Source organism: Streptomyces sp. NPDC018019, assembly GCF_044327805.1.
Classification (GTDB): Bacteria; Actinomycetota; Actinomycetes; order Streptomycetales; family Streptomycetaceae; genus Streptomyces.
Genome location: NZ_JBIRGD010000011.1, coordinates 181,500 through 188,391, shown reverse-complemented (window position 1 = coordinate 188,391; position 6,892 = coordinate 181,500). Strand labels below are relative to the sequence as shown.

At 73.2% G+C, this 6,892-nt stretch carries 10 protein-coding genes; 6 read left to right on the top strand and 4 right to left on the bottom strand.

Features of this window, described 5'->3' with window-relative positions; genetic code table 11:
* Window positions 1–2 precede the first annotated feature (2 nt).
* Window positions 3–221 carry an MbtH family protein gene (locus ACH4FX_RS20390; protein ID WP_398480828.1) on the top strand — a complete coding sequence of 73 codons (219 nt, stop codon included), beginning with the start codon at window positions 3–5 and terminating at the stop codon, window positions 219–221.
* 76 nt (window positions 222–297) lie between these two features.
* Here ACH4FX_RS20390 and ACH4FX_RS20385 read toward each other — a convergent pair whose 3' ends face one another.
* Window positions 298–489: a hypothetical protein gene (locus ACH4FX_RS20385; RefSeq protein ID WP_398480826.1), complete on the bottom strand. Its 192-nt coding sequence runs from the start codon at window positions 487–489 to the stop codon at window positions 298–300.
* A 206-nt stretch (window positions 490–695) separates the two neighbouring features.
* On the opposite strand from ACH4FX_RS20385, the gene ACH4FX_RS20380 reads away from it, so the two are divergent.
* Window positions 696–998, top strand: coding sequence for a hypothetical protein (locus ACH4FX_RS20380; protein WP_398480824.1), 303 nt, complete (start codon window positions 696–698; stop codon window positions 996–998).
* Between the two features lie 24 nt (window positions 999–1,022).
* Here the strand turns inward: ACH4FX_RS20380 and ACH4FX_RS20375 are convergent, their stop codons facing one another.
* Entirely contained in the window at window positions 1,023–1,223 is a 201-nt protein-coding gene (locus ACH4FX_RS20375; protein WP_398480822.1) for a hypothetical protein, read from the bottom strand.
* 259 nt (window positions 1,224–1,482) lie between these two features.
* Here ACH4FX_RS20375 and ACH4FX_RS20370 point away from each other — a divergent pair, with 259 nt between their 5' ends.
* On the top strand, window positions 1,483–2,466 hold the full coding sequence (locus ACH4FX_RS20370; protein ID WP_398480820.1) for an SGNH/GDSL hydrolase family protein: 984 nt from the start codon (window positions 1,483–1,485) through the stop codon (window positions 2,464–2,466).
* A 64-nt stretch (window positions 2,467–2,530) separates the two neighbouring features.
* On the top strand, window positions 2,531–2,944 hold the full coding sequence (locus ACH4FX_RS20365; RefSeq protein ID WP_398480819.1) for a YchJ family protein: 414 nt from the start codon (window positions 2,531–2,533) through the stop codon (window positions 2,942–2,944).
* A 49-nt stretch (window positions 2,945–2,993) separates the two neighbouring features.
* Here the strand turns inward: ACH4FX_RS20365 and ACH4FX_RS20360 are convergent, their stop codons facing one another.
* Both ACH4FX_RS20360 and ACH4FX_RS20355 read right to left on the bottom strand, forming a co-directional pair.
* Window positions 2,994–3,368, bottom strand: coding sequence for an RNA-binding S4 domain-containing protein (locus ACH4FX_RS20360; protein ID WP_398480817.1), 375 nt, complete (start codon window positions 3,366–3,368; stop codon window positions 2,994–2,996).
* Window positions 3,369–3,454: 86 nt separating this feature from the next.
* A complete protein-coding gene (locus tag ACH4FX_RS20355; RefSeq protein ID WP_398480815.1) occupies window positions 3,455–4,549 on the bottom strand; it encodes a Ku protein in 1,095 nt (364 codons plus the stop codon).
* A gap of 42 nt (window positions 4,550–4,591) precedes the next feature.
* Between ACH4FX_RS20355 and ligD the strand changes: the two genes are divergently transcribed.
* Both ligD and snpA read left to right on the top strand, forming a co-directional pair.
* The gene (gene ligD / locus ACH4FX_RS20350) at window positions 4,592–5,479 is read left to right on the top strand and encodes a non-homologous end-joining DNA ligase (RefSeq protein ID WP_398480814.1); all 888 of its coding nucleotides are present in this window, start codon (window positions 4,592–4,594) and stop codon (window positions 5,477–5,479) included.
* Between the two features lie 317 nt (window positions 5,480–5,796).
* The gene (snpA, locus tag ACH4FX_RS20345) at window positions 5,797–6,462 is read left to right on the top strand and encodes a snapalysin (RefSeq protein ID WP_398480813.1); all 666 of its coding nucleotides are present in this window, start codon (window positions 5,797–5,799) and stop codon (window positions 6,460–6,462) included.
* Window positions 6,463–6,892 lie beyond the last annotated feature (430 nt).

Genomic DNA, 6,892 nt, shown 5'->3' with positions numbered 1-6,892 from the left:
CCGTGACCAACCCGTTCGAGGACCCGGACGCGGCCTATCTCGTCCTCGTCAACGAAGAGAACCAGTACTCCCTGTGGCCGGCCGCCGCCGGCCTTCCCGGGGGCTGGACGGTCGTCCACGGCGAGGACACCCGCCAGGGCTGCCTGGACCACGTGACGGAACACTGGACCGACATGCGCCCGGCATCCCTGGTGCGGGCCACCGAGACGGCACCTGACTGAAAATCGCCGGGCGCAGGCCCGGACGGAACAGCGGGCCCGGCACCTCCGCGGAGGTGCCGGGCCCGCCGGTCGTTCCTCAGGCCCGCCCGCCGGGCGGCCCCTCCTGATCCTCCCGCGGGTCGAGCCCCAGCGCATCGATCAGCATCGCCAGGTCCTCCGCACTCTCCGCCCGCCCGGCCAGTACCAGCCGCGCCCGCCGCCGCTCCCGGTCATGCGTACGCCGGGCCGTGTCCGGCGCCGGCCCCGTGGTGTGGGTCTCCTCGTCCATGCCGGCCATGATCGGGGATCGGACGGCCGCGGCGCGTATCGGGCGCGTCACTTTGGCCAGGTCTCTTCGGCGGCCCATCTCCGTCGCCCACCTTCCTTTTCGCGGTCCCCGGCCGCATTCCTCCGGCCGCATTCCCCCGGCCGGTGTGAGAGAGGACTCGGCGGCCCGGCTGGCCCGGGCCCGCCCCCGGTTGTTAGGGAGGGAGCATGAGTACGGAGAACCAGAACACCGCGCCGACGACGGCCGACGTCCCGCCCACCCTGACCGTGACGGCCGTGAGCACCATCGAGCCGACCTCCCCCGACGACCGCGGTTCCGACGCGTGGATGGTCATCGAGACCGCCGAACTGGGCCAGTTCCTGCTGAACCTGCCCGGTCCGCTGTCCCAGGCCGTCAAGCAGGCCACCTACCTCCCGTCGCACCTCGCGGGCGACGGACGGCTGCCGCTCAGCGAGGCGGACAGCGCCACCTACCGCGAGCGCATCGCCGCCCTCGCGCACCACCGCTGAACTCCCCGGCCACCCACCGCCGCGTCACGGCAGATACCGCTCGATGGCCGCCGCCCCCTCCTCCTCGATCAGCCTGCGGGCCTCCTCGACCCGCTCCGGCGTCGGTTCCAGTCCCCTGGCCATGACCAGGTCCTCCGGGTCGAACGGGCGCTCGCTGCCCGTATAGAGCTCCCGCAGCCGTGCGGCGCGGGTCTCGTCGGAACCCGGAGTGCTGTCCTTGCCCATGGCGCCTCCCGAAAGATCGCTCGGGTCCGGAGAGCCACGCCGGGCCGGCAGTGCCTCCGCTGCTTCCATCATGGGCCCGGTCCCGCACCACCGCACGGCGGCGGATCACCCGGCCCCGTGCCCTCCCCGCCGGGGTCTTCTCTCCCCGCCCCCGGTGTGCTTCCCTGGTCTGCCGGTGCCGGTGCCGGTGCCGGTGCCGGTGTGCGGTGCGCCGACATGAGCCACCGGCCGTACGCGCGACGCGACCAGGGGCGGCCCGATGACCCATCGCTGGGTGGTACCGCTGCTCGGAGTGGTGGTCCTGGCCCTGGTCGGGGCCTTCGGCTGGGGCGTCGTCTTCGCCTCGGACCCCACGGACACCCCGGCCGGCCCCGGCGCCGCCGGCGGGCCGCCGGCCGCGACCGCACCGACACCGGGCGGCGGCACCTCCGAAACACCGCCGGACCCGGCCGGCCCCGGCCCCGGCCGTGAGCCGTCCGGCCCGGCCGTCCCCGCGCTGTACCTCGGCGACTCCCTGGCCATGGAGAGCCAGGACGTACTGGCCGAGCGGCTCGGCGCGACCGGGCGTGTGAGGCTGCACGCCGCCCCGTACTCCGGCACGACCCTGTGCGACTACCGCACGGCCTGGCGCGGCACGTCGCTGGTCCCGGCCCGGGACAAGGCGGCGGCGCTGGTACGGACGGTCCGCCCGCGCGTCGTCATCCTCCAGTTCTGGGGGAACGCCTGGGGCTACACCCCGTGCATGGCGGGCGCCACATACGGCACGCCGGACTACTACGACCGGTACGCGGCCGACGCGCGGGCGCTGACCGGTGAGATCGCCGCGGCGGCACGGGCCGTCGGTCTCGCCCGGCCGAAGATCGTCTGGGTTTCCCAGGCCCCCGACGCCTTCCACCCGGACCGGGTCCGCCGGGTGAACGCCGTCTACGCCGCCCAGGCCGCCGCGGCCGGCGACCTCTACTCGGACGCGGGCCGTACGGTCAGCCCGGCCGGCGACCGCTACCGGTGGACCCGCCAGCTGCCCTGCGACGCCTACGAACGCGCCCACCCCGCCTACTGCACCCACCCGGCTCCCGGCGGCGGCACCACCGACCTGCACCGCACCGACGACGCCCTGCACTTCTGCCTGGCGCCGACGACCACCACGCCCCGCCCGTGCCCCGTACGGTCACCGGGCATCGACCGCCTCGCCCGCGCCGTGACGGCGACGGTCGACGGCTGGCTGCGCCGCGCCACCGGCTGACCGGCTCGCACCGGCCCCGGGCCCCACCGACCGGCCGGGCACCCGGAGCGGTCACAATCGAGAGGTGTCCAAGAACCCCGCACGCCGGCGAACGGCGATCGACCCGTCCTCCCCCTGCCCCTGCGGCCTGGAAGCGTCCTACGGGGAGTGCTGTGCCCGCTTCCAGCAGGGCCAGGCAGCCGCACCGACGGCGGAGCGGCTGATGCGCTCGCGCTACAGCGCCTTCGCGGTCGGCGACGCCGCGTACCTGCTGCGTACCTGGCATCCCGCGACCCGCCCGGCGGCCGTGGAGTTCGAGCCGGGGCAGCGCTGGACCCGCCTGGAGATCGTCGGCGCGACGGGCGGCAGCGCCTTCCACAGCGAGGGCACCGTGGAGTTCCGGGCGCACTACACGCTGCACGGCGAGCCCGGCGTACAGCAGGAGAACAGCCGCTTCGTGCGGGACGAGGGCGCCTGGGTGTACCTGAGCGAGCTGTGAGCCCGCCGTACGGGCGGGCGCCCGCCCGTACGGGAACGCGCCCTGCGGCTCAGCGTCCGCGCAACTGCTCCATCTCGCGACGGTCGCGCTTGGTGGGCCGTCCGGTGCCCCGGTCGCGCTGCGGGACCGCGACGATCTCCTCGCGGGGCGGCGGCGGGGGACTGTTGTCCACGAAGCACTCCGCGGCGACCGCGGCGCCGACCCGCTTGCGGACGAGGCGTGCGACCACCACGACGCGCTCGCGCCCGGCGTGCCGCAGCCGTACCTCGTCGCCCGGGCGCACCCCGTGGGCGGCCTTCACCCGTTCGCCGTTGACCCGTACATGCCCACCGCGGCAGGCCGTCGCGGCCATCGCCCGCGTCTTGGTCAGCCGGACGGACCAGATCCAGCTGTCGACGCGCACCGTTCCCTCGTCTGAAGCCATGCACCGACTCTAAGCCCGCCGGGTGCCCGCACGGGCCCGCCCACGCATCCGCCCCGTACCCGCGGGAGCGCCCGGCCCGCGGGCCTTCAGGCCGACGCCTGCTTGCCGCTCCGCTTGGCGGTGCTCTTCTTCGCGGTGGACTTGGCCGCCGGCTTCGACGCCGAGGTCTTCGCCGCTGCCTTCCTGCCGCCCGAACCGCCGCCCGCCGCGGCCTTCTTCCCGCCGGATTCCGCCGCCTTGCCGGACGCGGACTTCTTCGCGGCGGCCCCGGACGTCTTACGGGCCTGCTTCTTCGCGCCGCTGCCGGACGCGGTCTTCGCCGCCGCCTTCTTCGCCGTCCCGCGCCGCTCGATCGGCGTGACCGACGCCTGGCCGGCTTCGTCGTCCGCTTCCGCCCCCTCCCCGCGCGACTCCCGCGCCGCCCGCACGCTGTTCTCGAGCGCGGCCATCAGGTCGATGACCTTGCCGCCGCCCGGCGTGGCCCGGGGCACGGCCGGCTCACCGCCCTCCAGCTTCGCGGTGACCAGCTCCTCGACGGCCTCCCGGTAGTCGTCGTGCAGCTCCGACTCGTCCAGGTCGCCGAGCGAGTCCATCAGGGTCTCGGCGAGGGTCAGCTCGTTCTCCCGGATCTCGACCTTCTCGCTGGGCGCGACGGTGTGCGCCGAGCGGACCTGGTCCGGCCAGAGCAGCGTGTGCATGGCGATCGCCCCGTCGTGCGCCCGCAGCATGGCCAGCGTCTCCCGCCCGTGCATGGCCACCTTGCCGATCGCGACCTTCTCCTGGTGCTCCAGAGCCTCCCGCAGCAGGGTGTACGGCTTGGCCGCCGCGACGCCGTTGGGCCCCAGGAAGTAGGACTTGTCCAGCTGGAGCGGGTCGATCTCGTCCGCACCGACGAAGGCCAGGATGGTCAGCGTCTTGGTCGTCGGCAGGGGCAGCTTGGCCAGGTCCTCGTCGGTGATCGGCACGATCGTGTCGTCCGCGGCCTGGTAGCCCTTGCCGACCTCCTCGTTCGTGACCTCCTCCCCGTCCAGCTCGCAGACCTTGCGGTACTGGATCCGGCCGCCGTCCTTCTCGTGGATGCGGACGAAGGAGACCGAGGCGGTGCGCTCGGTCGCGCTGTAGGTCTTCACGGGAATGCTGACCAGCCCGAAGGAGATGGACCCGTTCCACACCGATCGCATGTCTCATCCCCTCGTATGGGATTCGTATGGGATTGTCATGGTATGTCGCCAATCACCGTCGTGGAGGGGCGGCGGCTGTCGCTCAGCAACCTGGACAAGGTCCTGTATCCGCGGACCGGCACCACCAAGGGCGAGCTGCTGCACTACTACGCCACCACCGCGGGCGCGCTGCTCGCCCACATCCACGACCGGCCCGTCTCCTTCCTGCGCTATCCCGACGGGCCCGACGGCCAGACGTTCTTCGCCAAGAACGTGCCGCCCGGCACGCCCGCATGGGTGAAGACCTGCGACGTGCCCGGCAGCACGGCCAGGACCCGCCGGCAGGTGCTGGTGCGCGACGTACCGACCCTGATGTGGGCGGCGAACCTCGTGGTGGAGCTGCACACCCCGCAGTGGACCGCCGACGCGCCGCGCGTCGCCGACCGCCTCGTGTTCGACCTCGACCCGGGGGAGCCGGCCACGATCGTGGAGTGCTGCGGGGTGGCCCGGTGGCTGCGGGAGCGCCTGATGGCCGACGGCCTGAACGTGTACGCCAAGACCAGCGGCTCCAAGGGCCTGCACATCCTCGTGCCGATCGAACCGACGCCCTCGGACGACGTCACCGCGTACGCCAAGGGCATCGCCGTCGAGGCCGAGCGGACCCTGCCCGGCCATGTCGTGCACCGGATGACCAAGGCGCTGCGGCCGGGGAAGGTCTTCATCGACTTCTCGCAGAACTCGGCGTCGAAGACCACCGCCGCGCCCTACACGGTGCGCGCCCGTGCGCTGCCCACCGTGTCCGCGCCCGTGACCTGGGACGAGGTCGAAGGCTGTACGGATCCCGAGCAGCTCTCGTTCCTGTTCGACGAGGTCGCCGCGCGCCGCGAACGCGACGGTGACCTGCTCGCGCCGCTGCTCAACCTCAACCGCGCCCGGCCGCTGCCCCGCTGACGCCCGGCCCGGCCGGCACGCCGGGTGCCGGGCGCGCACCGCGTCGGCGTCCGCGCCTGCATCGATCGCGTATCCCCTACGTCATCTGACGGGGGTGATGATGACGCGGGCAGGTGCCACACGCCCGTGCCGCAGTCGGGAACGGCACCTTCCGCAGCCCCGACTCCCTGCCGGGACATGGCAGTTGCGCCGTTCCGGCCGGTCGGACGGGTGGGGCGATGTCATGGTGCTATCGCCAAAAGCTGTCACCCGTGGGGACCTTGATTCCTTCACAATCCCGGTACCAAATCCCTCCCACGGATGAAGAGGTTTCCCCCATGAGACCCATGCGTACGGTTCTGGCCACCGTGCTCGGCCTCGGTCTGGCCGCCTCCCTCGGTACCGTCCCCGCCACCGCCGCCTCCGCCCCGGCCGCCCCCGCCGGCACGAGCGTCTCCACCCCGGCCTCCATAGCCAAGTACACCGGCTCCGCCCAGGAGGCCGCGGCCAACAAGGCGTTCTTCGAGGCCGTCATGAAGTCGGCCGCCGCCAAGCGCGCCGCCACGCCCGGCGTCCAGGCGGTCACCGTCACGTACAACGCCTCCAGCGCCCCCACCTTCCGCAGCCAGATAGCGCGCAGTACGCAGATCTGGAACAGCTCCGTGCGCAACGTGCGGCTCCAGGAAGGCTCCAACGCGGACTTCCGGTACTACGAGGGCAACGACGCCCGCGGCTCCTACGCGAGCACCGACGGCCACGGGCGGGGCTACATCTTCCTCGACTACCGGCAGAACCAGCAGTACAACTCCACCCGTGTGACGGCCCACGAGACGGGCCACGTCCTCGGTCTGCCCGACCACTACTCGGGCCCGTGCAGCGAGCTGATGTCGGGTGGCGGCCCCGGCCCCTCCTGCCAGAACACGAACCCGAACGCGCAGGAGCGCGCCCGGGTGGACGCCCTGTGGCGCAACGGCATCGCGGCCCGGCTCGCCCCGGCCGCCTGACCGCCTGACCGGCTGATCTTCCGACGGCCGCGGTGCGGCGGGGCGCTCCCCGCCGCACCGCGGCCGCTGGGGCGCGCGGTCGGCGGGCCGGGTGCGCGATATGTGTCACATCGATCCGGTTTGGCGATAAGGCGCTCAGTGGTTTATCGTTCAATTGATCACGGGATATGTGGACCCGCACCGACAGGTGCCAGGCGTCCTGCCCGTTTCCGGACCGCCCCGGCCAGCTCCCCCCGTCTGGCCGGGGCTTTCTCCGTTCCACGGCGTGCGCCCCCGAAGCGCGGACGGGCCGGAAACCGATCGGACCTCCTCGCCCGACGACCGGCGTGGTCATGCCCGTGGCGGCGCTCTCCCCGGTAGAAACCCCTCCTACGGGCACCCGGAGACCCGGTGCGCCCGCCGGCCCGGCGCGGGCCCGGGAACGGTGTCC